Source organism: Streptomyces sp. CS113 (assembly GCF_002188365.1).
Lineage (GTDB): Bacteria > Actinomycetota > Actinomycetes > Streptomycetales > Streptomycetaceae > Streptomyces > Streptomyces tendae.
The window spans coordinates 5047266-5073366 of record NZ_KZ195574.1; the positions used below are offsets into that span (position 1 = coordinate 5047266).

The following is a 26101-nucleotide window of genomic DNA, read 5'->3' on the forward strand; positions in this document are numbered from 1 at the left end:
AAGAAAAGTTCGAAATATCAGCCAGATCGTGCGACACACCGGCTCAATTGGCGGATGGCCTCACGCAAACCCCTCTACCGTGTGAGGCGTGAGCAGCAGCGGCCTCATCTACGCAGTCATCGTCGGGGCCTGGGCCGCCTACTTGGTGCCGATGTGGCTCCGTAGGCAGGACGAGCTGAACGAGGCCCGTCCGACGGAACGCTTCAGCACCGCCATCCGGCTCCTGTCCGGACGGGCGGGCATGGAGCGCCGGTACGCCAAGGACCTGCGGTCGCGCTCCGCCGACGAGGCGGAGCCCGACGCCGACGCTCCGGACGCCGTCACCGACTCGGTGGACGTCCGGGCCTTCGCCGTGTCCAGGACCCGACGGCACACCCGGCCGGTCCCGCCGCGACAGGCGGCGCAGCGGCCCGACCCGGCCCGTCCGCAGCCGGCCGGACCCGAGCACGGCCCGAGACCCGGACCGTCCCCGGAACAGGGCGACCCGGCAGGCTCCGGCGCGGCACCGGCACGCGCACGGGTGCCGCAGGCCCGCCGCGCACCGGCCTCCTCGGGGGCGGCCGCGGCGCGGGCGCGGCGCAGCAAGGCGCTCGCACGCCGTCGGCGTACGACCGTGATGCTGTTCCTGGCCTTCACGCTCGGCTCGGTCGTCGCGGCGGTCGGCGGGCTCGCCTTCCTGTGGGCGCCCGCAGTGCCCGCGGTGCTGCTCAGCGCCTACATCGCCCACCTGCGCGCACAGGAGCGGCGCCGCTTCGCGTTCCAGATGGACCGCCGCCAGGCCGAGGCCGCCGCACAGCGACTGCGTGACCGCGACCCCCGCCCCCGCCGGCGCGGGCCCGCCCCCTCCGCCCCCGGCACCGTCGGCGACCTCGACGCCGAGGAGCCGGACGACGGACCCGAGGCGGAGCCCGGCGCCGGAATGTCGGCGCTGGCCGCGGACCGGCGGGCGCTGGTCGAGCAGACCGACCACGCCGAGTGGGTCGACCAGCAGCGGGAACGCCGCGGGCGTCCGCAGGGCGACAGCTGGGACCCGGTCCCGGTCCCCCTGCCCACCTACGTGACCGCCCCGGTCGCCCCCCGCGCCACCCCGGACGTGGACCTCGCGGCGCCGGACGCGTGGAGCTCGGCCCGCTCCAGCACCGTCGCGCCGGACCAGGAGGACACCGCTCCCGCCGCCCGGACCCCTGGCGCGGACCGGGACCGCCCGGCGGCCGCATCGGCCGAGGAGCGGCCGGAGACGCCGGGCCGCAGCGACGCACGCCGCGCCGCGTCGGCCCGCCGGGCCAGGGAGCGGGGCCGCACGCCGCTCTTCGACCAGTACGAGGACGGCGACCGCCCGCGGGCGGCGAACGAGTAGCCGTAAGGGATTTTTGAGCAGGCCGGGCGGGGTGCTAGAGTTTCACTCGTTGCAAGGGCCTGTGGCGCAGTCCGGTAGCGCACCTCGTTCGCATCGAGGGGGCCAGGGGTTCAAATCCCCTCAGGTCCACGCACATTGACGAAGGTCCCGTCCGATCATCACGATCGGGCGGGACCTTCGCCGTTTCCCGGTCCGAGCCTCCGGGCCGCCGAGACGCACCCGTGATCATGTACAACGCAACCATCTCCGTTCCCGGCGGGTCACCTGTGTGCGGTGTCGTGCACCCGCGCCGTCTTGTCGTCTGGGGAACGGAAGAAACACACCATGAGAACTGGCTCCCTGCGCTCGCCCTGGGTGCGTGCGGCCGTGGCCGGGGCGGCCGCCGCCGGGCTCGCCGCGGCCGGACTGGCCGGCGTCGCGCACGCGGCGGACGAGCAGGCACCGCTGCCCGTCACGATCACCGGACCGGACAAGGTGGATCTGGCGCTCGACGGAGCCGAGGGCGAACCCGGGCAGCCGCAGATCGAACTCGGGCTCACCGGCCCGGGGGAGCATGACCCGGACAGCGGCACGGACCCCGAGCCGATCCCCAACAGCGGCTACCGGGTCACCATCGACGCCACCGCGCTCAAGGGCTTCGCCGAGGTCGGCCTGCCGGAGTCCTGCGACGTCGACGGCCTGATCGCGGTCTGCGAGGGCAGCAGCCTCTACCCCGGCGCCCTCTACAACCCGTCCTGGGACATCCGGCTCGACCTGCGGGACACCGCCGAGGCCGGCGACTACGGCAAGATCAAGGTCACCGGCAAGGGCGAGGGCCTGGAGTTCAACAAGCACACCGTCGACGTGCTCGTCGGCGGCCCGGAGCTGCTGAAGAAGAAGCTCCCCGCCGAACCCGAGGGCTTCCGCCCCGGCGACACCTACGACGCCCCGCTCGGCTTCCGCAACGTCGGCAGCATGGCGGCCCACGGCGTCGTGCTCCGCTTCACCGGCAGCCGCGGCCTGTCCTTCCCCGACGCGTACGACAACTGCTCGTACGCCGAGGAGAGCAAGGACGACTTGATCCGCTACCGCCACGTCGCCCTGTGCACCTTCGAGGGCGAGTTCCTGCCCGGCGCGGCCTACGAACTGAGCGAACCGGTCCGGGTGCGGACCGCCGACTTCGCGCTCGGCGACATCTTCGGCTACAGCTTCGACGCGGTCGGCGCCAAGGGGGCCGGTGCACTGCGGGCGGGCGCCGACCACCGGCAGGGCTCCGGCAGCACGCTCACCCTGAAGCCGGTCAAGGGCGGTCAGAGCGGCGACTACACCAAGTACGCCGAGATCGACCTGCCCTTGCAGAACACGTACGACCTCGACCTCACCGGCGCCCGCGTCGCGGCCGAGCAGGGCGAGACCGTCACCGTCGACGTCGGCCTGAGCAACCACGGGCCCGCCTGGCTCGGAGGGCTGCGCTCGGGCGGCGAGCCGATCGGCTTCAGCGTGCGGATCCCCGAGGGCGCCAGCGTCGTCGACAGCCCGTGCAGCCCCGTGAATGACGAGTCGCCCTCCGAGTACCTGTGCTTCGCCGACACCCCGTTCCTGGAGGACGAGGCGCGCACCTTCCCCTTCGAGCTGCGCATCGACAAGGTCGTCCCGGGCGCCAAGGGCGAGATCGCGCTGCCCGAGCGCGACAACCCGTGGGAGGGCGACCCGTCCAACGACACCGGCTGGATCGTGCTGAACGGCACGGGTGACGAGGAGACGCCGGGCGACAGCGGCGGCGGCACCGGCGGCTCGGACTCCACGGGCGGCACGGACACCACCGGCGGTTCGCAGACGACGGGCGGCACCGGCACGACCGGCGGCTCCGACCCGGCCGGGGGGACCACCGGCGGCACCACCACCGCGGGGACCGGGACCACCGGGGGCACCGGGACCACCGGGGGCAGCGGAGGCACGACCGGCGGGCAGTCGCCCCAGGGCGGCGGGGGCGGACTGCTGGCCTCCACCGGCTCCACCGCGCTGCTCGCCTCCGCGGGCGCGGCGCTGGCACTCGCCGCGGGCGGCGTCCTGGTCGTCGTCTCACGCCGTCGCAGGGCGGGCGGCACGGCCTGACGGCAGCGAGCGGGCCTTACGGCAGCCGGACGGCCTTACGGCAGCCGTAAGGCATCACGGGGTCCGGAGGGCCTTCGCGTAGCAGAGGCTCTCCTCGTGGAAGCGGTAGTAGCCGAACTTCCCGCAGGGCTCGTAGCCGCTGGACGTGTACAGGGCCACGGCCTCCGGCTGCTTCGTACCGGTCTCCAGCACCATCCGGGTCCGGCCCGCCGCACGGGCGTCCTCCTCCAGGGCGGCCAGGATGCGGCGGGCCAGCCCGCGCCCGCGCACCTGCTCGATCACGAACATCCGCTTCAGCTCGGCGTCCCCGTCGAGATTGCCCTCGTCGTTGGCGTCCTGACTGCGCCAGCCGCCGGAGGCGACCGGGACGTCGTTCTCGTCGTACGCGATCAGGTACTGGCCGTTCGGCGGCGCGAAGTCCGACGGGTCCAGGTGCGTGGCGTCGCCGCCGTCGCCGTAGCGGACGTCGTACTCGGCCTGGACCTCGTCGTTGAGCTTCACGGCGTCGGGGTGGTCGAAGGGGACCCGGCGTATGTTCATGCTTCCTACCGTATATCGATGCGTATCCGGAGCGGGACACCGTCCAGTGTGCCGGTATCGTGCCCTGGTGCTCACCGTGACCTCCGTGAACGTGAACGGTCTGCGCGCCGCCGCGAAGAAGGGCTTCGTGGAGTGGCTCGCCGACACCTCCGCCGACGTGCTGTGCCTCCAGGAGGTGCGGGCCGAATCCCACCAACTGCCGGAACACGTCCGTACGCCCGAGGGCTGGTACGTGACGCACGCCCCCGCCGCCGCCAAGGGCCGCGCCGGCGTCTCCCTCTACACGCGTCGTGAACCCGACGCCGTCCGCGTCGGTTTCGGCTCGGCCGAGTTCGACGCCAGTGGCCGCTACGTCGAGGCCGACCTGCCCGGTGTGACGGTCGCCTCGCTCTACCTGCCCTCCGGCGAGGTCGGCACCGAGCGCCAGGACGAGAAGGTCCGCTTCATGGGCGAGTTCCTCGCGTACCTCAAGGAGTTGCGCGAGCGGTCCGCCGCCGAGGGGCGCGAGGTGGTCGTCTGCGGCGACTGGAACATCGCCCACCGCGAGGCCGACCTGAAGAACTGGCGCGCCAACAAGAAGAACTCCGGGTTCCTGCCGGAGGAGCGGGAGTGGCTGAGCCGCGTCCTCGACCCGGCCGAGGGCGGGTACGTGGACGTCGTGCGCTCCCTGCACCCGGACGTCGAGGGACCGTACTCGTGGTGGTCGTACCGGGGGCGGGCCTTCGACAACGACAGCGGATGGCGGATCGACCTGCACGCCGCCACTCCGGGCCTGGCCGCCAGGGCCCTCAAGGGCCACGTCGAGCGGGCCGCCACGCATGCCGAGCGCTGGTCGGACCACGCGCCGGTCACGGTGGTCTACGGCTCCTGACGGCCCTGACGCCCCTGACGGCTCCTGACGTCCTGTCTGCCCTGACGGTCCGCGGGAGGGCTACTCCGACCCCTTCCGCATCCGCCGGTCCAGCGCCAGCGACAGTTCCGCCTCCACCACGCTGCGGGCCAGCGGGCGCAGGCGGGGGAGGTCCGGTTCGGGGGCGTGGCGCAGTATCAGGTCGGTGAAGAGTTCGGCGAGGGCGTCGGCGTGTTCGCGGACGAGGGCGCCGGCCTGGAGGACCTCGCCGAGCGGGATGCCCTCGCGCACCAGGGCGGAGGAGACCTCGAGCAGGCGGTGGCTGATGTGGACGAGTTCGTCGCCGTCGGTGCCGAGGTAGCCCAGCTCCATCGCGGCGGCCAGGTTCTCCGGGGTGACCTCGCCCTCGAAGCGGGCGGCGAGTTCCTCGGGGGTGAGGCGGACCGGGGTCTCCTCGGTGGGTTCGCCGAGGCCGAGCAGGTCGCCGACGTCGCGGCCGTGGTCGAAGGCGTCGGCCAGTTCCGCGATGCCGTTGAGGGTGTGGCCGCGTTCCAGGAGGGCCGCGATCGTGCGCAGGCGGGCCAGGTGGTGGTCGTCGTACCAGGCGATGCGGCCCTCGCGGCGGGGCGGCGGGATCAGTTTGCGTTCGCGGTAGAAGCGCAGGGTGCGCACCGTGATGCCGGCCAGCCGGGCCAGGTCCTCCATGCGGTATTCGCGCTTCTCGGTCACGGCACCGACCTTATGGCGTACCCCCGGTAACTTTCCTGCGCCCGACCCCTACCCATGAGTACGGAGCTGCTCTACGCTCCCATTGCGCCAGTGTTCACTGGCACGGTTCCAAGTGGTTCCAAGTGGTTCCGAACGGTTCCAGACGGTCCAGGCAAGCGTGGAGGCTCCGGGATGGCCGAGCACGAGCAGGTTCACGAACACGTACGGGTGGCGGTGATCGGGTCCGGCTTCGGCGGGCTCGGGGCCGCGGTGCGGCTGCGGCGCGAAGGGATCACCGATTTCGTCGTACTGGAACGGTCCGGCAGCGTCGGCGGCACCTGGCGGGACAACAGCTACCCCGGCTGCGCCTGCGACGTGCCGTCCCACCTGTACTCCTTCTCCTTCGCACCCAACCCGGAGTGGCCCCGCACCTTCTCCGGGCAGGAGCACATCCGCGCCTACCTGGAGCACGTCACCGACACCTTCGGGCTGCGCCCCCACCTCCGCTTCGACTCGGAGGTGAAGCGGATGGCGTGGGACGCCGAGGAGATGCGGTGGGAGATCGAGACCGTGCGCGGCACCCTCACCGCCGACGTCGTCGTCTCCGCGACCGGTCCGCTGTCCGACCCCAAGACGCCGGACGTCCCCGGGCTCGACTCCTTCCCCGGCAAGGTCTTCCACTCCGCCCGCTGGGACCACGACTACGACCTCACCGGCAAGCGCGTCGCCATGATCGGCACCGGCGCCTCCGCCATCCAGATCGTGCCGGCCGTCCAGCCGAAGGTGGGCCGGCTCACCCTCTTCCAGCGCACCCCGGCCTGGGTGATGCCCCGCATGGACCGGGCCATCAGCGGCGCCGAACGCGCCCTGCACCGGGCGGTGCCCGCCACCACCAAGCTGCGCCGCGGGGTGCTGTGGGGCATCCGGGAACTCCAGGTGCAGGCGTTCACCAAGCACCCGAACGAGCTGGGCTTCGTCGAGCAGATCGCCAAGCGCAACATGGGCGCCGCCATCAAGGACCCGGTCCTGCGCGCCAAGCTCACCCCCGACTACCGCATCGGCTGCAAGCGGATCCTGCTGTCCAGCACCTACTACCCGGCGCTCGCCGAGCCCAATGTGGACGTGGTCGCGAGCGGGCTCAGCGAGGTGCGCGGGTCGACGCTCGTCGCCGCCGACGGCACCGAGGCCGAGGCGGACGCGATCATCTTCGGCACCGGCTTCCACGTCACCGACATGCCCATCGCCGAGCGGGTCGTGGGCGCGGACGGGCGGACGCTCGCCGAGACCTGGAAGGGCGGCATGGAGGCGCTGCGCGGCGGCACGGCGGCCGGCTTCCCCAACTTCATGACGGTCATCGGGCCCAACACCGGCCTCGGGAACTCGTCCATGATCCTGATGATCGAGTCCCAGCTGAACTACATGGCCGACTACCTGCGCCAGCTGAACGTCCTCGGCGGCCGCACCGCCCTCGACCCGCGCCCCGCCGCCGTGCGCAACTGGAACCACCGCGTGCAGGAGCGCATGAAGCGCACGGTGTGGAACACCGGCGGCTGCACCAGCTGGTACCTGGACGCCAGCGGCCGCAACACCACCGTCTGGCCCGGTACGACCGCCGAGTTCCGGCGCGCGACGCGGCGCGTGGACCTCGCGGAGTACCAGGTGCTGCGCCCGGCCCCCGGGAAGACCACGGCGACGGCCGCCGGTGCGGACGCCGGCGCGGACGCGGAGGTGAGCGCGTGAGTCGCCTGCTCCACGTCGCCGACGGGCCGTACGCGCCGCCCGTGCCCGCCCACGAGCTGACCGTCACCGCCGCCGACGGCGCCCGGATACACGTGGAGGTGCACGGACCCGAGAACGCGCCCGCGGTCGTCCTCGCGCACGGCTGGTGCTGCTCCACCGCCTTCTGGGCGGCGCAGATCCGCGAACTGGCCGCCGACCACCGGGTGATCGCCTACGACCAGCGCGGCCACGGGCGCAGCCCGGCCAACCCGGCGTACGGCACCGAGCCGCTCGCGGACGACCTCGAAGCCGTACTGGAGGCCACCCTCGCGCCGGGTGAGCGGGCCGTGATCGCCGGGCACTCCATGGGCGGGATGACGCTGATGGCCGCGGCGACCCGTCCCGCGGTGCGCGAGCACGCGGCGGCCGCCCTGCTGTGCAGCACGGGCAGCGCGCGGCTGGTGGCGTCCGCCACCGTGGTGCCGATGCGGGCGGGCCGGGTGCGCACCTGGCTGACCCGGCGGATCCTCGGTTCCCGGGCGCCGCTCGGACCGGTCACACCGCTCGCCCGCCGGGTCCTCAAGTACGGGACGATGGGCCCTGGTTCGGCCGCGCACATGGTCGACGCCTGCGCCCGGATCGTGCACGCCTGTCCGAGCCGGGTGCGGCACGGCTGGTCCCAGGTGCTGGACCTGCTCGACCTCGACCACGGGGTACGGGAGTTGCGCATGCCGGTGGAGGTCGTGGTCGGTACGGCGGACCGGCTGACGCCGCCCGTGCACGCCCGCGCGCTGGCCGCCGCGCTGCCCGACTGCGTGGGCTTCACGGAGCTCCCGGGGCTCGGCCACATGACGCCGGTGGAGGCGCCGGACCTGGTCACCGGCAAGATACGGGCGCTCGCCGCCACCCACATACCCAGCGCACGCGGTGAGCGTGCCGTACCCGTCGAGGAGAGCGCATGAGCAGGGTGAGCCTGGAAGGACGCGTCGCCGTCGTCACCGGAGCCGCGCGGGGCGTCGGGGAGCTGATGGCCCGCAAGCTGTCCGCGCGCGGGGTGAAGGTGGCGCTGGTCGGCCTGGAGCCGGACGAACTCAAGCAGGTCTCCGCCCGGTTGCACAGCGACAGCGACCACTGGCACGCCGACGTCACCGACCACGAGGCGATGGCCCGGGTGGCGGCGGAGGTGAAGGATCGTTTCGGGAAGATCGACATCGTCGTCGCCAACGCGGGCGTCGCCACCGGCGGCCCCTTCGTCGACTCCGACCCGGAGTCCTGGCGGCGGGTCATCGAGGTCAACCTGATCGGTTCGGCCGTCACCGCCCGCGCCTTCCTGCCCGCGCTGCTGGAGAGCCGCGGCTACCTGCTCCAGATCGCGTCGCTGGCCGCCCTCACCCCCGCCCCGATGATGAGCGCCTACTGCGCCTCCAAGTCCGGTGTCGAGGCGTACGCGCACAGCCTGCGCGGCGAGGTCGGGCACCGGGGCGTGAAGGTCGGCGTCGGCTATCTGTCCTGGACCGACACCGACATGGTGCGCGGCGCCGACCAGGACGACGTCATGCGGGAGTTGCGGCAGCGGCTGCCCTGGCCGACCAACAAGACCTACCCGCTGGGCCCGGCCGTCGACCGGCTCGTGGAGGGCGTCGAGCGGCGCTCCGCGCACGTCTACGGGCAGTGGTGGCTGCGCGGCATGCAGGGTGTGCGCGGCTACCTGCCGGCGGTCATCGGCACCGTCGGGCAGCGCGAGATGCGGCGCTTCGGCGACCGGCTGAACGGCAGGCGGATCGGCCTGGTCGGGGCCGGTGGGGCGGCCGACGAACACCGTCCGACCAGCACGACTACGGTCCGTAAGTGATCGACATGCGCACGGTCACCGCTCATGTGAATCTGATCGAGCGCCCGGCCGAACCGGTCGGGCCCGATCACCACAGGAGTGAACCCACATGGGTATGAAGGACCAGTTCCAGGACAAGGCCGAGCGCATGCAGCAGCAGGGCAAGCAGCGGGCCGAGCAGGCGCGGGACCAGTTCCAGAACCGCGACCGCCGTCGCGACGAGGACGAGATCGACCCGTCCTCCCCGGCCTCGCGCCGCCGCGAGTCGGAGCACCAGAACCCGTCCTCGCGCCGTCGCGACGAGGACGAGCGGCTCCAGGACAGCTTCGACGCCTGACGCGCCGCCGCTGAAGTGAGAGGGCGCCCTCCCCGGTCGATCCGGGTGGGCGCCCTTTCCCGTGCCACCAGCGGTTTCACGGAGCTTTCTACTCCCTCGGCGGCAGCGGCGGACGCGAGCGGTCCGGTACGGCGTCGTAACCGGGCGGAACGGCCGGCGGGTTGGTCTCCAGCAGCTCCAACGCCAGCCGCACCGCCTCGTCCAGGACCGGGTAGCGGCCCTCGGCCCAGTCCAGCGGGGTGCGCAGGGCCTCGACGTCGGGGGCGACGCCGTAGTTCTCCACGGACCAGCCGTAGGCGTCGAACCAGGCCGCGTTCATCGGCACCGTGATCACCGTGCCGTCGCCGAGCCGGTGCCGGCCGGTCATGCCGACCACGCCGCCCCAGGTGCGCTGCCCGACCACGGGGCCGAGCCGCAGCAGCTTGAACGCGGCCGTGATCATGTCGCCGTCGGAGGACGTCGCCTCGTCGGCGACCGCGACGACCGGGCCGCGCGGGGCGTTGGAGGTGTACGACACCGGCTGGGCGTCCCGGGTCAGGTCCCAGCCCAGGATGGTCCGGGTCAGTTTCTCGATGACCAGCTCGCTGATGTGCCCGCCCGCGTTGCCGCGCACGTCCACGATCAGCGCGGGCCGGGACACCTCCATGCGCAGGTCGCGGTTGAACTGCGCCCAGCCGGAGCCGCCCATGTCGGGGATGTGCAGGTAGCCGCACCGGCCGCCGCTCAACTCCCGCACCACCTCGCGGCGCTTGGCCACCCAGTCCTGGTAGCGCAGGGGGCGTTCGTCGACGAGCGGGACGACGGCCACCCGGCGGGAGGGCCCCCGGCACCCCTCGCCGGGCGCGAAGGTCAGCTCCACCGTCGTACCGCCCGCGCCCGCGAGCAGCGGGGACGGGCCGAGGACCGGGTCGACCGGGCGGCCGTCGACGTGGGTCAGGACGGCCCCGTCGCGGATGCCGGTGCCGGCCAGCGGGGAGCGGGCCTTGGAGTCGGAGGAGTCGCCCGGCAGGATGCGTTTGGCGACCCATTGCCCGTCCCGGCAGACGATGTTGGCGCCGAGCAGGCCCTGCCAGCGCTGGTAGTGCGCCGGTCCCTCGTTGCGCCGGGCGGCGACCACGTAGGCGTGCGAGGTGCCCAGCTCGCCCAGCACCTCGCGCAGCAGGTCGGCGAACTCGTCGGGGGAGGCTACCCGTTCGAGCAGCGGGCGGTACTGGTCGAGGACCGCGTCCCAGTCGATGCCGCACATCCCCGGGTCCCAGAAGTAGGCGCGGATCAGGCGGCCCGCCTCGTCGTACGCCTGGTGCCACTCGGCGGCCGGGTCGACCTCGTGCAGGATGCGGCGCAGGTCGATCCAGGTGGTGGAGTCGCCGTCGCCGACCTCGGTCGCCGGTACGGCGCGCAGGTCGCCCTCGTCGAGCACGACCAGGCGGCTGCCGTCGCCGCTGACCCGGAACCAGTCGAGGTGGTCGACCAGTTCCGACTTCTTCGCCTTGGCCAGGTTGAAGTGCTCCAGCGTGGGGCGCTCGCTCGGGTCGGCCGGGTTGGCGAAGGTCTCGCCGAGCGCGCCGGAGATCGGCCAGCGCAGCCAGACCAGGCCGCCGCCCGCGACCGGTTCCAGCGCCGAGTACTTGGAGGCGGTGACCGGGAACGGCGTCACCCGGTTCTCCAGACCCTCGACCTCGACGGTGACCGCGCCGCCCTCGCCGGGCTCGTCCGCCAGCGGGTCCAGGCCCCCGGCCGCGGGGCGGCCCTCGGGGTTGAGGGCGAAGGGGGAGGGGGTCGCCGAGGACAGCGGCACCAGGTAGGGGCGGCAGCCCAGCGGGAAGGACAGGTCGCCGGTGTGCACGTCGTACACCGGGTCGAAGCCGCGCCAGGACAGGAAGGCGAGGTAGCGGCCGTCCCGGGTGAACACCGGGTTCTCGTCCTCGAAGCGGCCGTTGGTGACGTCGACGACGAGGGTGCCCTCCGGGCCGTCGATCCGGGCCATCTTGATCTGCCGCAGGGTGCGCCCGATGCCGGGGTGCGACCAGGTGAGCCAGGCCCCGTCGGGGGAGAAGGCGAGGTCGCGCACGGGGCCGTTGACGGAGCGGATCAACTCGGTGACCCGGCCTCCGGCGGTGCCGGGGGTCCCGGGGTGCCCCGGCGTCACGGTGTCCCCGGCGTCGGCGTCGCCCGCGCTGTCGCCGGTTGCGGTGTTGTTTCCCGGGGCGCCGTCTGCCGCGGCGCCGTCGGTTGCGGTGTTGCTTCCCTGCGTGCCGTCTGCCGCGGTGCCGTCGGTCGCGGAGTCGCCTCCCTGCGTGCCGTCTCCCGCGTCGGTCGGCGGCGTGCCGGTGTCCCGGGCGTCGGTGCCCTCGGTTGCGGCGTCCGGGGTGGTGCCCGCCCGGGCGGCCGTCCCCGCCGCGTCCTCGCCCCCCGCGTCCGCCGGATCGCCGACGTCCCCCGCGTCCGCCGGATACCCGGCGTCCCCCGAATCCGCCGGATACCCGGCGTCCCCCGTGTCCAGGGCCAGTGCCATCTCCGTGTCCGGTTCCGCGACGTCGAGGATCAGCAGCCGTCCGTCGTGCGCGGCGACGGCGAGCCGGTCGCCCGCCGGGTCCGAGACCAGCTCCAGGACCCGGCCGAGACGTCCGGAGGCCAGCCGCCGGGTCGCGCGGCCGCCGGTCGCCCGGGGCAGGTGGGCGATCTCGACGGCGTCCTCGCCCTCCGCGTCCGTCACGTACGCGATCCGGCCGCTCTCCCCGAGCATCTCCGGCAGCCGCACCCGTACCCCCGGGGTGTCGGCGATGGTGCGGGCCGGGCCGTCCCGGTGGGTGAGCCAGTACAGGCTGCCGCGTACGACGACGGCGCTCGCGCGGCCCGTCTCGTCGACGGACACGCCGCCCACGTGCTGGGCCGCGGGCACCTGGTACGTACGCCGGCCCGCGCGCGGACCGCTCAGCCGCACGTCGAGCCGGCGCGGTGCCGAGCCGGGCGCGAGGTCGTCGACGATCCACAGGTCGCCCGCGCACTGGTACACCACCCGGGTGCCGTCGCTCGCGGCGTTGCGGGCGTAGAACGCGTCGTGGTCGGTGTGGCGGCGCAGGCCGGTGCCGTCGGGCGCGCAGGAGTAGAGGTTGCCCACGCCCTCGTGGTCGGAGAGGAAGGCGATCCGGCCGCCGACGAACATGGGGGCGGCGAGGTGCCCGCCGAGGCCGGGCAGGAGCCGCTCGCCGTGCAGCCACAGCCGGCCCGTGGCACCGCCCCGGTAGCGCTTCCAGGCGGCCGGCTCGTGCGGCGGGGTGCCGGTCAGGAGCAGGGTCCGGCGTTCGCCGTCGAGGTCGGCCGCCTGGATGTCGGTGACCGGGCCCCAGGGCAGTTTGCGCCCGGGGTCGCCGTCGGGGGTGACCTTGTAGGCCCAGGTGAGGTGCGAGAAGGGCTCGCCGTGCGAGGCGACGGCGAGGACGGCGGTGGTGCCGTCGGGATCGGGCGGCGACCAGCCGCAGACCCGGGTGTCGAAGCCGCCCCAGTGGGTGAGCTGCCGTCCGGGGCCGCCGTCCACCGGCACGAGGTGGACCTCCGGCACCAGACTGCGCCAGCTGGTGTACGCGATGTGCCGGCCGTCGGGGGAGAAGCGCGGCGGACCGGCCTTGGTGCGGTCGACGGTGAGCCGCCAGGCCCGGCCCGGACCGTCGAGGGACGCGAGCCAGAGGTCGTCCTCGGCCACGAAGCACAGGTGGTCGCCACTGAGGTGCGGAAGGCGCAGATAACTCACCCACCCCATGCTTTTCCGGGCGCCGGGTACCGGCAACTTATGCGCTGCCGACAACCGTGACCCACAACACGAACGAAACCGTTTCGTTTCGCTAGGTGGTGGGGTACATTCGTGGTGTACGAAACGGTGCCGTTCGGGCCCACTGGGGCCGGGCGGAACGGGAAGGAGTGAGCGAGATGACCGAGGTCGCCACCGCGCGCCGCAGTCGGATCACTCCCGAGCGCGAGGCCGAGCTGTACGAGGCCGTGCTCGACCTGCTCCGCGAAGTCGGTTACGACGCCCTCACCATGGACGCCGTGGCCGCCCGCACCCGGTCCAGCAAGGCGACGCTCTACCGCCAGTGGGGCGGCAAGCCGGAGCTGGTGGTCAAGGCCATCCGGCACAACAAGCCCGGCGAGATCGGCGACGTCGACACCGGGTCGCTCCGCGGCGACCTGCACGCCCTGATGGCCCGTGAGGACGACTGTGCCATGGAGCAGAACTCCGCGCTGATGCGCGGCGTCGCCATGGCACTGCACCAGAACCCGGACCTCCGCCAGGCGTTCCGGGAACAGCTCATCGAACCGGAGATGGTCGAGTTCCGGCGGGTGCTGCAACGCGCCGTGGACCGCGGTGAGATCAGACCCGACTGTCCGGCGCTGGACTTCCTCGTGCACATGATGGTCGGCGGATTCGCCACCCGCACGCTGCTGGACGACCAGCCGCCGACCCAGGCGTTCCTCACCTCCTACATCGACGCCGTGATCCTCCCCGCTTTCGGCGTTCCGTCCCACTGACACGTCCCCGCACCCCGGAGACGTCCGAGTCCCCCCGAGCACTGCTTGAGCCCCACCTGACGTAACCGCTCACGTCGTCGGGCCGATCCCCCTGCCCTGAGAACCCACGACCTGACCGGGAGTACGCCCTCGTGGCCACGTTCCTCTACAAACTCGGCCGGCTCGCCTTCCGCCGACGGCACTTCGTCGCCCTGATCTGGGTGGCCCTGCTGACGCTCGCCGGCGTCGGCGCGGCCAGCGCCCCGCCCGCCGGCAACTCCTCCTTCTCCATCCCGGGAACGGAGGCCCAGAAGGCTTTCGACCTGCTGGAACAGCGCTTCCCCGGCCAGAGCGCCGACGGGGCGACCGCACGCGTCGTCTTCAAGGCGCCCGCCGGCGAGAAGATGACGGACGCCGGAAACAAGGCGACCGTCGAGAAGACCGTCGACGAACTGGCGGACGGCTCCGAGGTCGCCTCGGTCGCCGACCCCTACACGGGCGACGCCGTCAGCAAGGACGGCACCATCGCCTACGCCTCGGTGAAGTACGACGTCTCCGGCATGGAGCTGGAGGAGTCCACCAAGGACGCCCTGGAGGACGCCGCCCAGCAGGCGCGCGACGCCGGGCTGACCGTCGAGATCGGCGGTGACGCGCTCCAGGCCGTCCCGGAGACCGGCGCCACCGAGGTCATCGGCATCGCGGTCGCCGCCGTCGTCCTGGTCATCACCTTCGGCTCGCTGGTCGCGGCCGGGCTGCCGCTGCTCACCGCCCTGATCGGCGTGGGCATCGGCGTCTCCTCGATCACCGCGCTGGCGAGCGCGCTCGAACTGGGCTCGACCACCTCGATCCTGGCCATGATGATCGGCCTCGCGGTCGGCATCGACTACGCCCTGTTCATCGTCTCCCGCTACCGCGCCGAACTCGCCGAGGGGCGCGAACGCGAGGAGGCCGCCGGACGGGCCGTCGGCACCGCGGGCTCGGCGGTCGTCTTCGCCGGCCTCACCGTCGTCATCGCCCTGGTGGGTCTCGCGGTCGTCAACATCCCGATGCTCACCAAGATGGGCATCGCGGCGGCCGGCACCGTCGCCATCGCGGTCCTGATCGCGCTCACGATGATCCCCGCGCTGCTCGGCTACGCCGGCCGCCGGGTCAAGCCCGCCGGCGCGAAGGGCAGGCTGCTCGGCCGCTCCCGCAAGAACGGGGAGCAGCCGGATGCGCCGGCCGGCCCGCCGAAGGCCAACCTGGGCACCCGCTGGGCGAGCTTCGTCGTCCGCCGCCCGCTCGCCGTCCTCCTCCTGGGCGTCATCGGCCTCGGCGCCGCCGCCGTCCCCGCGGCCTCCCTGGAGCTGGGCCTGCCCGACGACGGCTCCCAGCCGACGTCCACGACCCAGCGCCGCGCCTACGACCTGCTCTCCGAGGGCTTCGGCCCCGGCTTCAACGGCCCCCTGATGGTCGTGGTCGACGCGAAGGGCAGCGACGCACCCAAGGACGCCTTCACCGACGTCGAGCAGCAGATCAAGGGCCTCGACGGCGTCGTGGCGGTGACCCCGCCGCAGCCCAACAAGGGCGGCGACACCGCGACGATCACCGTGGTCCCGGACTCCAAGCCGTCCTCCGTGCAGACCGAGGACCTGGTGCACGCCATCCGGGACGCGGGCGGCGACATCGAGGCGAAGACCGGCGCCGAGACCCTGGTCACCGGCTCGACGGCGATGAACATCGACGTCAGCGAGAAGCTCAACGACGCGCTGGTGCCGTACCTGGTCCTGGTCGTCGGCCTGGCCTTCCTCCTCCTGATCGTGGTCTTCCGCTCGATCCTGGTCCCGCTGAAGGCGGCCCTCGGCTTCCTGCTCTCCGTCATGGCGGCGCTCGGCGCGGTCGTCGCGGTCTTCCAGTGGGGCTGGCTGTCCGGACTGATGGGCGTCGAGGAGACCGGACCGGTCATGTCGATGATGCCGATCTTCATGGTCGGCGTGGTCTTCGGCCTCGCGATGGACTACGAGGTCTTCCTGGTCACCCGCATGCGGGAGGCCTACGTCCACGGCGAGAAGCCGAACCAGGCGATCGTCACCGGCTTCAAGCACGGCGCCCGGGTCGTCACCGCCGCGGCCGTGATCATGATGGCGGTCTTCGCGGGCTTCATCGGCTCCAGCGAGTCCATGGTCAAGATGATCGGCTTCGGCCTCGCGATCGCCGTCTTCTTCGACGCGTTCGTGGTCCGCATGGCCATCGTCCCGGCGGTCCTCGCCCTGCTCGGCAAGAGGGCCTGGTGGCTGCCGAAGTGGCTGGACCGCGCGCTGCCCAACGTGGACGTCGAGGGCGAGGGCCTGCGCACGGCCGCCGAGCGCGGCACCGGCCCCGACGAGGACCGGGAGCTGGTGCGCACCTGACCCGCCGCGTCCGCCGCTGACCGGAGGACGACGACAGACCAGCCGGTGAGGGCTCCGTGGGGACGGGGCTGCCCTCACCGGCTTCCTCCGTCCCGGGGCCCCGTCGGCCCCGCAACCCGGTCGCCTGTGGGCTACACGTACCGCTACGGTGCGGTCCATGACGACGACCGACGACGCCTTCGACTCCGCCGACGCCTCCGCCGCCACCTCCGCGGCCCACCCCCGCTTCGCCGCCGCCCTCGGCGAACTCGGCCTCGGCGACCTGGCCGGACGGGCGCGGCGCTTCCCGGAGGCCACGCGCACCGCCACCGAGGCCGCGGCCGCCATCGGGTGCGAGCTGAGCCAGATCTGCAAGTCGCTCATCTTCGCCGCGGACGGCGTGCCCGTACTCGTCCTCATGGACGGTGCCTCCCGCGTCGACCTGGACCTGGTCCGCGACGCCCTCGGCGCCCAGAAGGTCACCCGGGCCAAGGCCGACGTCGTACGGGAGACCACCGGGTACGCGATCGGCGGCGTGCCGCCCTTCGGGCACCGGACCAGGACCCGGGTGCTGGCCGACCGGTCCCTGCTCGCCCACGACGTCGTCTGGGCCGCCGCCGGAACCCCGTACGCCGTCTTCCCGATGGAGCCCAAGGACCTCGTCGCCGCCGCCGGCGCCGCCCTCGTGGACGTGCGCGAGCGCTCCGAGTGACGCCGCTGGTCACCGCCGCGGTCCTGCTCGCGGCGGTCACCCACGCCAGCTGGAACGCCATCGCCCACCGGATCACCGACAAGCCGACCGGGTTCGCGCTGATCTCCGGCGGCGGGATGCTCATCGGCCTCGCGCTGCTGCCGTTCACCGCGTTCCCGGCGGCCGGGGCCTGGCCGTACCTGCTGGTCTCCGCCGCCGTCCACATCGCGTACTACGCCCTGCTCATGCGGTCCTTCCGGCTGGGCGACTTCGGGCAGGCCTACCCGATCGCCCGCGGCAGCGCGCCGCTGCTGGTCACCGTCCTCGCCGCCGTCTTCGCCCACGAGGTGCCGGACGGCTGGGCGACCGGGGGCGTCCTGGTCTCCTGCGCGGGGCTGACCGGCGTCGCCCTGTGGGGGCTGCGCGGCCGCCGGCCGGACTGGGCGGCCATCGGCGCCGCCCTGGCGACCGGCGTGACCATCGCCGCGTACACGGTCGTCGACGGCCTCGGCGTACGCGCCTCCGGGTCCTCCCTCGGCTACATCGCCTGGCTGATGGCCGTACAGGGGACGGTCCTGCCCGCGTACTTCCTGTACCGGCACCGCGCCGGGGCCTGGGCGCTGCTGCGGCCGCACGCGGGCCTCGGACTGGTCGGCGCGGCGCTGTCCGTCACCGCCTACGCCCTGGTCCTGTGGGCGCAGACCCGCGCCGAACTCGCGCCCATCGCCGCCCTGCGCGAGTCGTCAGTCAACCCTTCCTAATGCGGTAATAACTTCGCTGGCCGGAAGGGTTGGATGAGGTCATCTACGTGTCCTGTGGCACCGTGCGGCACGAGCAAAGGCACCTCAATCGGTGATCACCCGGTTCCTCCTGCATCGGCCGCGGGCTGTGTCCGCCTCGCTAGTGGAAGCGCGACCGAGTGAAGTGCGCCGCCGCCGTAACGACCGTGCGGAAGGTAGGCCGACGCAGGCCAGACCGGAGTGTGCCCTGAGTTCCTGCCGATGCGCTCCTGCGCAATGTCACCAACTCGTCAAGGCAGTAGCATCACGCTGTTACCGCGGCCTGGCCCAGTAGGCTACATGCACTCACGCCCCAACCAAGGATGACAAGTGCAAGACACCGCAGACGTCACTCGTCGACTCTGGGCCCTGTGCGGGGTGCTCCGGAACGACGGCATCACGTACCACGAGTACCTTAACGAGCTGACTTATCTCTTGTTTCTGAAGCTCGCGAAAGAGCTGGGGGTGGAAAAGGCTATCCCCACGAAGGTTGGCTGGGAGAAGCTCAGCAGCACCCCCGAGGCCGAGAAACTCGACTTCTATAAGGAGTCACTCAAGCTTCTTGGGCAAGCTCGCAACGAGACTGTGAAAGATATCTTCTCCGGAGCTAATACGGCAATCAGCTCACCTACCTCGCTAGCTCAATTGGTGCAGGCTATCGACGACATCGATTGGTACAGGGCCCGCCAAAATGGTATCGGTGACGTGTATGAAGGTCTAATCGAGAAGAATGCCCAAGAATCGAGATACGGAGCTGGACAATACTTCACTCCTCGACCGGTAGTGGAAGCCATTGTTCAAGCTTGTCGCCCCACGCCGAATGACAGCGTTTTCGATCCAGCTGCCGGCACAGGCGGATTTCTGATCGCCGCCGGTCTGCATGCGCGTGAAGCGAACGGAAGTAGCCCACGGCTCGCCGGGATAGAGCTGGTCAGCGATGTCCGCAAACTGGGGTTGATGAATCTAATTCTCCATGACCTGCAAGGCGAGGTCATACTGGGTGACGCCCTGAATCAACCGCCGCGTAAGCAGGGATTCTCCCTCTGCCTAACTAATCCTCCGTTTGGCGTGAAAGGCAGCCTCACTAAAGAACAAAACGATTTGCTCGACTTCCCCACCGGAAACAAGCAGCTCGCGTTTCTGCAGCACGCCTATAAGAACCTTGCCCCCAACGGTCGTGCAGCGATCGTCGTTCCCGACAACGTGTTGTTTGAAGAAGGGGTAGCGACGTCTGTTCGGTCTAAATTGGTGCAGGACTTCAGACTCCACACGGTACTGAGATTGCCGACTGGGATTTTCTACGCCACCGGCGTTCGCACCTCGGTTCTTTTCTTCTGCGCCGACGGAACTACATCAAAAACCTGGTTCTATGATCTCCGTGAAGGGCAGGCTTCTTTCGGCAAAAGGCGTCAATTCACCAGTGATGATCTGCAAGACTTCATTGATTGCTACGGCCCTGACGCACTGGGCAGAAGCGAGCGCCGGGAAACCCCCCGGTTCCGCTCTATGAGCTTGTCTGACTTGGCTGCGAATAACTACCGCCTGGATGTTATGACGTCACCGTCGGATACATCGCACACCAACGCCGTAACAGTAGAAAGAATGCTGGAATCGACTCGCAGCATGACCGACGAGCTGGATGCCGTTCAGTCTAATATTCAGGAGATCGAGAAGCTCTTGATGTCCTTCGCCCAGAACGCCGATGGCGCCGACGACGCTGAACTCTCATGATCGACCCACGTACCTTTCCTTCGTCTTGGGAGTTCTGCTCCGTCGGGGAAGCCGGCGACGCTATTGTTGGGCAGCAGCGATCGCCGGAAACGACGCATGGAACCGACCTCCTTCCTTACCTGAGAGTCGCCAACGTTCACGATGACGCACTTGATCTAAACGACTTGGCTACCATGCGCTTCGCAGACTCGGCCAAGGAGAGGTATCGCCTCCGAGAAGGAGACGTGCTCCTGTGCGAGGGGCAGAGTCGAGAGCTTGTCGGGCGGGCTGCCCTATACCGCGGGGAACCAGAGGAAATCTACTTCCAGAACACAGTTATCAGGTTTCGGTCGCATAGCGAGATCCTTCCCGAGTTCGCGCTCATCGTGTTCCGGGCATATCAGTATTCGGGTGTGTTCTCGGAAGTTTCAAAGTCGACCACAAACATCGCCCACCTAGGTTTGAGTAGGTTTAAGTCGCTGCCATTTCCTGTCCCCTCGCGGGCAATTCAGGAAGCCATCGTCGATACAGCTCGGTCCGTCCAGTCTTCGATTGATGCCTCGCTGAGCGGGTTGGCTAGCCTAACCCATACAGCTCAACAAATGCCTGCCGATATGCGTGACCTGGTCCTACTTGGTGACCGCCCGATAGGGGATCCGGGAACTATAGACAGCAACCTATCCTGCAGATGGCTCTTGGCTGCAGATATAGTGCAGCCAGAGTCGCCGATCGTCTATGGAATCCATCAGCCGGGTCCTGAGGTAGATGATGGAAGCGGTGTGCCTTATATCCGAGGGCAGGATTTGAGAGACGGTTACATCGCAACTGGCAAATTGAAACACACGTCGACAGATATTGCTGAGCAGTATTCCCGCGCTCAGCTAGCGACGGGAGATGTGCTACTGGGCATCATTCGCAGTCTTCGCGTAGCCATCGTGCCCGAAGAACTGGATGGCGCGCACATCACCCAGGGAACAGCCCGCATTCGCCCGGGCAAGGATGTCGACAGTTCGTATCTGGCTCATTGGCTGCGAAGCGGTGCGGCTCAATCTTGGTTCCGTAGTCGCCTCAGGGGAATCAACATGCCTAGGTTGAACCTGCGGGACGTACAGCTGCTTCCTGTACCAATTAGGGCTCTAGAAGAGCAAGTTGAATTGGCTCAGCTTCTAGACGTTGCAAGCGAGGGGCTCGAACAGGTAGTCGAAGACGCAACGGCTTCGACAAGACGCCTACGTATGTTGGAACGAGATGCAGCAATTTCATGCGCGTATGGGACGGTGGCACACGCTATCACTAAACAAGTGGCGCCAGATGGACAACGAGGTATTGCTCAACTCGCTATGTCAAGAATTAAGGCTATCTCAACTATGGCAGACACGACGCCCAAACCTCGCAAGCGTTCCCCATCTAAATCCACAGCTCGCAAGAAGGTAACACTTCAGTCGAGCGCAGATTCGGCACGGTTGCTTGCTGTCCTCAGTCAAGCGGCTGGGCCTATGACGCCGGAGGATCTTTTCCGGGATTTGGAACTCGAAGATGCGGCTATCGATAGTTTCTTTGTAGTTCTACGGAAGCTATCACAGGCGGGAGAGATCGCGATCGAACGTCCCAACGATAGTGACGTTCACATCGAGAGGATTGGCTGAATGAGGATTTTGAGCTTTGAGGTTGACAGCTTCAAAAACCTCAAAGACTTTTCCATCTCGCTGGATCGTGAATCTCCGGTCTCTGTTCTCGTGGGAAGGAATGGCGCAGGAAAATCTAACTTCCTTGAGGCCCTCACTATCGTTTTTAGAGACCTCGATTTGGGTTGGCCTCCCACGTTTTCATATCGATTGAAATATGAGGTAAGCGGCCAGGAAGTAACCGTAAGGTCTGAGCCAGCCTCAGGGCAAGCCGAGTACAAACTTGAATGCACGGTGGATGGGAAACCCATATCGCTCGCCAAGTTCGTCGGCGCAGCAGGTGTGGCCTATAGGCCGACGCATGTCTTCGGGTATTATTCGGGGCCGAGTAACCGACTTGAAGAACACTTTGTAGCTCACCAAGAGCGTTTCTACAAGGATCTGCTAGCTGGAATTGACCGCCCTTTGCGGCCACTTTTCTATGCCAGAAATGTGCATTCGAATTTCGTCTTACTTTCGTTCTTTCTCGACGAAGATCCGACAGTTCGGCAACTGTTGCGTGATCAATTGGGTATCGAAGAGCTCGATTCAGTCCTCTTTGAAATGCAGAGACCTTCGTGGGGAAACAAAGGGAGGGGAGGGGACCCTCGTTTCTGGAGGGCCAGGGGAACGGTGCGAGCGCTTTTGGATCGCCTGTATGCACTGTCTCTTGCTCCTACGAGGCTGAATCGGAAGGTGCGCACTGGACTAGGTGGTCGCCTGTCTGAATCCGAGCATCTGTTTCTGTACCTAGAAAGTCTCGAAAAATCTCGCGAGCTCGCGTCCGCCTACTCAAGCAACAGTGATTTCTTCAAGGCGCTTGAGAGCACATATATCTCAGAACTGATCTATGACGTTCGTATTCGTGTAAGAACAAGTAGATCCGATACGCCTTTGACGTTTAGAGAGTTGAGTGAAGGCGAACAGCAATTACTGCTTGTGCTCGGCTTGATGCGTTTCACGCGCGAGGAGGAGTCCCTGTTTCTTCTCGACGAACCTGATACCCATCTCAATCCTGCTTGGAGTGTCAGATATAGGCAGTTCCTCAGCGAAGTAGGGGCACTCGACGAGGGCTGTCACGTTTTAATGGCCACCCACGACCCGCTCGTTGTGGCCGGCCTTCTCAAGAACGAGGTTCGTATTCTGGAGAGAGAGGCCAACGGTCGCATATCGGCCGTTGAGCCATTGGAACATCCTCGTGGAATGGGAGTTGGAAGTCTGCTAACCAGCGATATTTACGGGCTCCGGTCTCAGCTGGATCTCGAAACACTCACGCGCCTAGACCGCAAGAGAGACCTCGCATCTCGGGTTGGCTCGCTCAGTGAGTCTGAAGCGGACGAACTGAATCAGCTCGGCCATGAGCTGAGCGATCTTGGTCTGCTGATGGAGAATCGCGATCCTGAGTTCCAGGAGTATCTTCGAGCTAAGGCGGATGTGCGAGAGCCTGAGAATTCGATCGTTTTGACTCGGCAAGAGATTGAAGACAATAGGGAAGCTGCAGCCGCTCTCTTGAAGGAAATGACTTCAGAAGAATAGCGGGGGACGAAGGGGGAGGCAATGATTTTCATTGACATTCAGGAAATCATCTCAATGCTGGATGAGGGCTGGAAGAAGGAAGCTCAGGCTGTAGCGAAAAAGCTTAGCGAAGCGCAGAATGCCACTGATAGGAAGGCGATAATAGGAGACCATGAAGACCTTTGGCGGCAGTTGAAGGCAAAGCTTGCTCAGTTCGGTCATGATAAATGCTGGTACTGTGAGACGTTCAGTTATAGGTCTGATAATGCCGTTGACCACTTCAGGCCCAAATCGCGAGTCTACGAAGATAAGAGCCACCCTGGGTATTGGTGGCTGGCTTTCTCTGCGGCGAACTATCGATTTGCGTGCACCTTTTGTAATAGCCGTCGGCATGATGTCGGGGGGACATCCGGCGGTAAACACGATCATTTTCCGCTCGTTGATGGCTCGGCGAGGGCTGCCGACCCCTACACGCCGTTGTCGGTTGAGAATCCGTTGCTTTTGGATCCCTGCTGGAAGTCGGACGTCGCGGCGTTCTGGTTCGATGAAACTGGCGAGGTTAGCGTGAACCCATCCTTCAAGGCAATGGATGAGAATGCTGAAGAAAAGGTGCAGGCATCGCGGCATTTCTACCATCTAGACCAAGTCGCGCTGGTCGAAGCAAGGCGGCGAGTGTACCTGAAAGTACGGCACCTTTGCGGCCAAGCTGACGACTCATTTCTCAGCTGGAAAAAGACCAAAGATCACTCTGCAAAAATGGCCTTTAGGGAGGCCATGAATGCTATAGCACGTATGCGAGATCGGACCGCTGAACACTCGGCGGTTGCCCATTGCGCAATCCGTGGACTCAGACACAGCAGTATTTCTGCCAGCCTCTCCTACGACTCCGCAGCGTGATCGGGATCCCCAGAGGGTAGGGGGAGTCGGGCTCGTTCGCCTTGCGCCACCCCTGTCTGTACCTTCAAGGTCGTGTCCGGCGTGAATGGGTTGGTCACCCTGATACGCACGTCGGTTGATCGCGCGCGACTAGGGGAGCTGGTACGGGCATGGCGGGTGACGCAGCTCGATCGGAAGAGGGGTTCACGTCGGCGAGGGCTACGCGGGTGATGGTTGCCGCGTGCCGGGCTGCGGGGCTCGATGACAGAGGCGCAGAGCTGATCCGTCTCGGTGAGAACGCGTTGTTCCGGCTGGCTTCGGCGCCAGTCATCGTGCGGGTGGCGCGAGGGAAGGAGTATTTGCCCAAAGCGCGCGTGGAAGTGGGTGTGTCGCGGTGGTTCGGGAGGGAAGGGTTTCCTGCTGCTCGTATCGTTGAGGATCTTGAACAGCCCCTCTTGATTGAGGGCCATCCGGTGACGTTCTGGCATCTGATCGTTGAGGGAGAACGCAAGGCTACGTATGGGGAGTTGGGCGGTGTCCTGCGGGAGATGCACTCCATGACCGTGCCGGGCGGGCTTCTACTGCCGTCGTACGACCCCTTCGACAAGCAGGCATTGAGGCTTGATCGGGCGGTGATCCCCGACGATGACAAGGTGTTCTTGCGGAAGCGCTGGCGTGAACTGCGAGACAAGTACGCTGAGCTGCGGTTCGAGTCAGCCAAGGGGCCGGTGCACGGGGACGCCCATGTGCAGAACCTCATGGTGGACGACCAGGGCCGCGTGATCCTGATCGACTTCGAGATGTTCTGCTACGACCATCCTGAGTGGGATCTCATGGTTACGGCTGTGGAGCACCACAGTCTTGGCTGGCAGACCCACGAGCAGTACGCCGACTTCGTGGCCGCGTACGGGCGTGACCTGTACGACTGGCCGGGTTACGAGACGCTGCGCAGGATTCAAGAGTTCGGCATGACAACGTGGCTCATGCAGAACGTCCAAGAGGACGAGAAAACCGCGGCCGAGTACTGCCGGCGCATCGCCGCTCTGCGGAACGAGGATGCGCCGCGGGACTGGCGGCCCTGGTGACCGCTACTCGTCGTCCTCTTCCAAGCGGTCGAGCGCATCGCGTACCTTCTCGCTGAAGGCGACCACAGCGGCGTTCGTCGCGTGCACACTGACCTCGCTCTGGAAGTCGGTCACATAGCGCTGAAACCGCGTGGACTGGAGGGAGTCGCCGCCGTCGACTGCGAGGCTGGCGGTGGTGACGGCGGCCTCCAACTCGCCATTCAATAACTGACTTTGGGCGAGCACCATGCGGCAGAACCCGAGCGTGCGGGCGTACTTCGGGTCGGTACCGTCTACGGCCCGTTGCGCCTGCTCGACGGCTTCGCGGCGCATCCTGAGGTCGCGGAAGCAGTGGCAGAGTTCGCCCATGAGTTCCGCTGAGTCGAAGTAGCCCAGCCATGCCGGGTCTTCTCCGGTGTCCGCGCGCTCGAAGTGGCGTTCCGCTTCGTTCATGGCGCGTCCGGCTGCGATTCGGTCGCCTGCGTTGGACAGGGCCCGCGCTTCCATAGCGGCGTAGTTCGCCATGGCACGTGGGGTGGCTCTGCCTTTGGCTCCCTCGACGGCGGCTCGGGCAAGTTGGATGGCCTGGGCGTGGTGGCCGAGGTAGTTGGCCTGGTGGCTGAGGTTGCCGAGGATGCGGGCGCCGAACATGCGGTCGTCGATGACCTGGGATAGGCGCAAAGTGGAGGTCAGGTAGCGGTGGGCGAGTCGGTGGTTGCCGGTGTCGTACGCGGTCCATGCGAGGAGCTGGGACACTTCGGCGGCTGCGCCGTAGAGTGCGGCGCCTACCTTCTGGCTGTAGCTCGCGCTGAGCAGGGGGAGGACTTCGTGCCGGAAGTAGTGGCGTAAGGCGCGGTGGCCGTGGCCGCCTCCGTACTTGAAATCGAGCTGCATGAACATGTCCGCTGCGTCTCGGATTGCTCGGACGTCGCGCATGCCGATTCTCTGGTGTGCCGGCCTGTCGGCCTGGATGCCGTCGGGCCTACTGATCATCCACGACAGGACGGTGGAACTCAGGTCCGCGTCGGCGATGATCAGACCTCCATCGTCCGATGTGTCTTCGGCGCGTTCCTGGGCTAGTCCGTCGAGCATGGACAGCGCGTCGGGGACAGTGCTCGGGTAACCGACAGATTCCGGGGTGGGTTGCTTCGCGTGATCGAAGAATCCGAGATCGCCGGGCGTGACGCGACGGTTCAGCTTGGCACTGAGGACATCAGCCATGATCACTGCCGTCTGAGGCTGGATGCCTGCACCGTCGCGCCAACGCTGGACGGCGACGTGAGTGGTTCCCAGGGGCACGCCGCGTTGTGTTGCGGCGTCCTTCATTCGTTTCGCAAGGCCCTTGTTGGAGACCTGCGCTTCGTTCATGACGGCGACCAGTTGCGCGTTCGGCTCTCGGCTCATGCTCCCCTGCCAACCCGAGAAATGACGGCGAGTGGTCATCGTGTCACAACGTGAGGGGATGGGGGGTTCATTGGCGAACCCCCGCGA

General features: G+C 68.1%; 20 protein-coding genes and 1 tRNA gene. 17 read left to right on the plus strand and 4 right to left on the minus strand.

Going from position 1 to position 26101, the window contains the following annotated elements:
- Nucleotides 1-88: 88 nt before the first annotated feature.
- The 3 genes from glpR to B9W62_RS22600 all read left to right on the plus strand — a co-directional run bounded on the left by glpR (nt 89) and on the right by B9W62_RS22600 (nt 3451).
- On the plus strand, nt 89-1357 hold the full coding sequence (gene glpR / locus B9W62_RS22590; RefSeq protein ID WP_087808869.1) for a divisome protein SepX/GlpR: 1269 nt from the start codon (nt 89-91) through the stop codon (nt 1355-1357).
- 55 nt (nt 1358-1412) lie between these two features.
- Nucleotides 1413-1486, plus strand: a tRNA-Ala gene (locus tag B9W62_RS22595).
- 195 nt (nt 1487-1681) lie between these two features.
- Complete coding sequence (locus B9W62_RS22600; protein WP_087808870.1) at nt 1682-3451, plus strand: hypothetical protein; 1770 nt, start codon at nt 1682-1684, stop codon at nt 3449-3451.
- Nucleotides 3452-3505: 54 nt separating this feature from the next.
- On the opposite strand, the gene B9W62_RS22605 is transcribed toward B9W62_RS22600, so the two are convergent.
- A complete protein-coding gene (locus B9W62_RS22605; protein WP_087808871.1) occupies nt 3506-3991 on the minus strand; it encodes a GNAT family N-acetyltransferase in 486 nt (161 codons plus the stop codon).
- Between the two features lie 67 nt (nt 3992-4058).
- On the opposite strand from B9W62_RS22605, the gene B9W62_RS22610 reads away from it, so the two are divergent.
- Nucleotides 4059-4862 carry an exodeoxyribonuclease III gene (locus tag B9W62_RS22610; RefSeq protein ID WP_256976555.1) on the plus strand — a complete coding sequence of 268 codons (804 nt, stop codon included), beginning with the start codon at nt 4059-4061 and terminating at the stop codon, nt 4860-4862.
- A 60-nt stretch (nt 4863-4922) separates the two neighbouring features.
- Here B9W62_RS22610 and B9W62_RS22615 read toward each other — a convergent pair whose 3' ends face one another.
- Nucleotides 4923-5570, minus strand: coding sequence for a MerR family transcriptional regulator (locus B9W62_RS22615; protein ID WP_087808873.1), 648 nt, complete (start codon nt 5568-5570; stop codon nt 4923-4925).
- Nucleotides 5571-5741: 171 nt separating this feature from the next.
- On the opposite strand from B9W62_RS22615, the gene B9W62_RS22620 reads away from it, so the two are divergent.
- The 4 genes from B9W62_RS22620 (at nt 5742) to B9W62_RS22635 (ending at nt 9436) form a co-directional block, all read left to right on the plus strand.
- Entirely contained in the window at nt 5742-7289 is a 1548-nt protein-coding gene (locus tag B9W62_RS22620; protein ID WP_087808874.1) for a flavin-containing monooxygenase, read from the plus strand.
- The gene (locus B9W62_RS22625; RefSeq protein WP_087808875.1) at nt 7286-8230 is read left to right on the plus strand and encodes an alpha/beta fold hydrolase; all 945 of its coding nucleotides are present in this window, start codon (nt 7286-7288) and stop codon (nt 8228-8230) included. Before B9W62_RS22620 ends, B9W62_RS22625 begins: the two co-directional genes overlap by 4 nt.
- A complete protein-coding gene (locus tag B9W62_RS22630) occupies nt 8227-9120 on the plus strand; it encodes an SDR family oxidoreductase (protein ID WP_087808876.1) in 894 nt (297 codons plus the stop codon). The genes B9W62_RS22625 and B9W62_RS22630 overlap by 4 nt, the downstream gene beginning before the upstream one ends.
- An 88-nt stretch (nt 9121-9208) precedes the next feature.
- Nucleotides 9209-9436, plus strand: coding sequence for a hypothetical protein (locus B9W62_RS22635; RefSeq protein WP_087808877.1), 228 nt, complete (start codon nt 9209-9211; stop codon nt 9434-9436).
- Between the two features lie 88 nt (nt 9437-9524).
- Here the strand turns inward: B9W62_RS22635 and B9W62_RS22640 are convergent, their stop codons facing one another.
- A complete protein-coding gene (locus B9W62_RS22640; protein WP_087808878.1) occupies nt 9525-13196 on the minus strand; it encodes a S41 family peptidase in 3672 nt (1223 codons plus the stop codon).
- A 167-nt stretch (nt 13197-13363) separates the two neighbouring features.
- On the opposite strand from B9W62_RS22640, the gene B9W62_RS22645 reads away from it, so the two are divergent.
- From B9W62_RS22645 to B9W62_RS22680, 9 genes are all read left to right on the plus strand, one after another.
- Entirely contained in the window at nt 13364-13963 is a 600-nt protein-coding gene (locus tag B9W62_RS22645; RefSeq protein ID WP_087808879.1) for a TetR/AcrR family transcriptional regulator, read from the plus strand.
- A gap of 131 nt (nt 13964-14094) precedes the next feature.
- The gene (locus B9W62_RS22650; protein WP_087808880.1) at nt 14095-16332 is read left to right on the plus strand and encodes an MMPL family transporter; all 2238 of its coding nucleotides are present in this window, start codon (nt 14095-14097) and stop codon (nt 16330-16332) included.
- Between the two features lie 157 nt (nt 16333-16489).
- A complete protein-coding gene (locus tag B9W62_RS22655; protein ID WP_087808881.1) occupies nt 16490-17023 on the plus strand; it encodes a YbaK/EbsC family protein in 534 nt (177 codons plus the stop codon).
- A complete protein-coding gene (locus tag B9W62_RS22660; RefSeq protein WP_087808882.1) occupies nt 17020-17763 on the plus strand; it encodes a DMT family transporter in 744 nt (247 codons plus the stop codon). The genes B9W62_RS22655 and B9W62_RS22660 overlap by 4 nt, the downstream gene beginning before the upstream one ends.
- 348 nt (nt 17764-18111) lie before the next feature.
- Nucleotides 18112-19512: a class I SAM-dependent DNA methyltransferase gene (locus B9W62_RS22665; RefSeq protein ID WP_087808883.1), complete on the plus strand. Its 1401-nt coding sequence runs from the start codon at nt 18112-18114 to the stop codon at nt 19510-19512.
- Nucleotides 19509-21137 (plus strand): restriction endonuclease subunit S, encoded by a 1629-nt coding sequence (locus B9W62_RS22670; protein WP_087808884.1) that lies wholly within the window; start codon nt 19509-19511, stop codon nt 21135-21137. Before B9W62_RS22665 ends, B9W62_RS22670 begins: the two co-directional genes overlap by 4 nt.
- Nucleotides 21138-22691, plus strand: coding sequence for an AAA family ATPase (locus B9W62_RS22675; protein ID WP_087808885.1), 1554 nt, complete (start codon nt 21138-21140; stop codon nt 22689-22691).
- 21 nt (nt 22692-22712) lie between these two features.
- Complete coding sequence (locus B9W62_RS39995; RefSeq protein WP_143665473.1) at nt 22713-23567, plus strand: HNH endonuclease signature motif containing protein; 855 nt, start codon at nt 22713-22715, stop codon at nt 23565-23567.
- A 149-nt stretch (nt 23568-23716) separates the two neighbouring features.
- Nucleotides 23717-24631 carry an aminoglycoside phosphotransferase family protein gene (locus tag B9W62_RS22680; RefSeq protein ID WP_087808886.1) on the plus strand — a complete coding sequence of 305 codons (915 nt, stop codon included), beginning with the start codon at nt 23717-23719 and terminating at the stop codon, nt 24629-24631.
- 3 nt (nt 24632-24634) lie between these two features.
- Here the strand turns inward: B9W62_RS22680 and B9W62_RS22685 are convergent, their stop codons facing one another.
- Nucleotides 24635-26014, minus strand: a complete 1380-nt coding sequence (locus B9W62_RS22685; RefSeq protein WP_087812041.1) for an NsdA family TPR-like regulatory protein — start codon at nt 26012-26014, stop codon at nt 24635-24637.
- Between the last annotated feature and the right edge of the window lie 87 nt (nt 26015-26101).